This is a genomic window from Vibrio sp. 10N.247.311.51, from assembly GCF_041467855.1.
Classification (GTDB): Bacteria; Pseudomonadota; Gammaproteobacteria; order Enterobacterales; family Vibrionaceae; genus Vibrio; species Vibrio coralliirubri.
The window spans coordinates 1-1320 of sequence record NZ_JBFSVK010000077.1; the positions used below are offsets into that span (position 1 = coordinate 1).

Genomic DNA, 1320 nt, shown 5'->3' on the forward strand with positions numbered 1-1320 from the left:
GCGAACGCCGAGGGATTTTAAATCCCTTGTGTCTACCAATTCCACCACCAGGGCAACGCAATCTTGCGATGCTGATTACTGAAAAGTAAAACACCATCTCTCAGTGACCTAAGCCGTGAGAACGAGGTGTACTTTAACGGATGGAAAAAATTCGTCAACAATAAATTTTATCTTTTAATTCAAGTGATTAATTATCGAACTCAAAAGAATAAATTTAGTGCAGCTTGTACGGTTCTTATACTTGGATTTCTAATTTAAACAGGCAATTCACTGACAACCATTGGATTCAAATACCGATTCAATGCAGTGATTTTATTGTTTTAAACCAAGCAAATGGCGTTTTCATGTGCATTTCACATTCAACGACTAGAGTTTTAAGTAACTCTTATTAAGAAGTAAACATGTGAAACCACTAAAACGATATCAATATGAGCGCTATGCCGTTCTTTGCAACCTCGCCTACCCTAGAGTTTTTAAACAAACTCGCTATGGTTTTGACCCCAATGGACAACGCATCATCAAGAACCAGTTTGGTAAAACCATGATTCGAGTGTTGTGGAGTAGCGACAAAGATGAAGTAGTTGTGGTTATCAAAGGATCGCACAGTATCTCAGATTGGCTACTGACCTTTGCTCTATGGACAAGAAGCTGTAAGAGAATAGGGCTCAATTATCGTGTGCATGCGGGCTTCTACCATCTGATGTTTCAAGAGAGCCAGCCAAGTCGGAATGAAGATAAGCTTGGCTTAACCGTTATTGAACGCTTGGAAGCCACGCTAACTCCACTCATAGAGCAAGGCAAAAGAGTTTCTATTACTGGCCACTCTTCCGGAGGCGCGATCGGTTGTGTCTTCGCTGATTACTTGGATCAAAAGTACCCTGGCTGTATTAAGCGAATAGTGACCTTTGGCCAACCCGCCATTGGTGACTGGAGCTTTCGAAAGCACTATCGCATGAGTAAGAAAACCTACCGAATTTGCTGTGACATCGACATCGTGACCTTCATGCCACCGGTTCCTTTGCTCTATTGGCATGTAGGCAAAGTGCTTTGGCTTTATAACGGACGAATCTACGAGAACACCCCAACCTTAATCCGCCTTGGTCGCTCTATCTTTAGTTGGTTGATAAGGCCTTTCTCTTATCACCTAATGAGTAAGTATATTCGTAACAAAGATTTCTTTGATAAGCATTGAAATGGGTAAGTAGGAAGCTTTTAGCGAGGCCATAAACGAAAAAACCAGTCACTAGGACTGGTTTTTCTGAGTGATGGAGGCGCCTCCCGGAGTCGAACCGAGGTCCACGGATTTGCAATCCGCTGCAT

The 1320-nt window shown here is 42.5% G+C and carries 1 protein-coding gene; it reads left to right on the plus strand.

Going from position 1 to position 1320, the window contains the following annotated elements; all coding sequences use genetic code 11:
• The first annotated feature begins 403 nt into the window (after window positions 1-403).
• Window positions 404-1192 carry a lipase family protein gene (locus tag AB6E85_RS25825; RefSeq protein WP_372144823.1) on the plus strand — a complete coding sequence of 263 codons (789 nt, stop codon included), beginning with the start codon at window positions 404-406 and terminating at the stop codon, window positions 1190-1192.
• The last annotated feature ends 128 nt before the right edge of the window (window positions 1193-1320 follow it).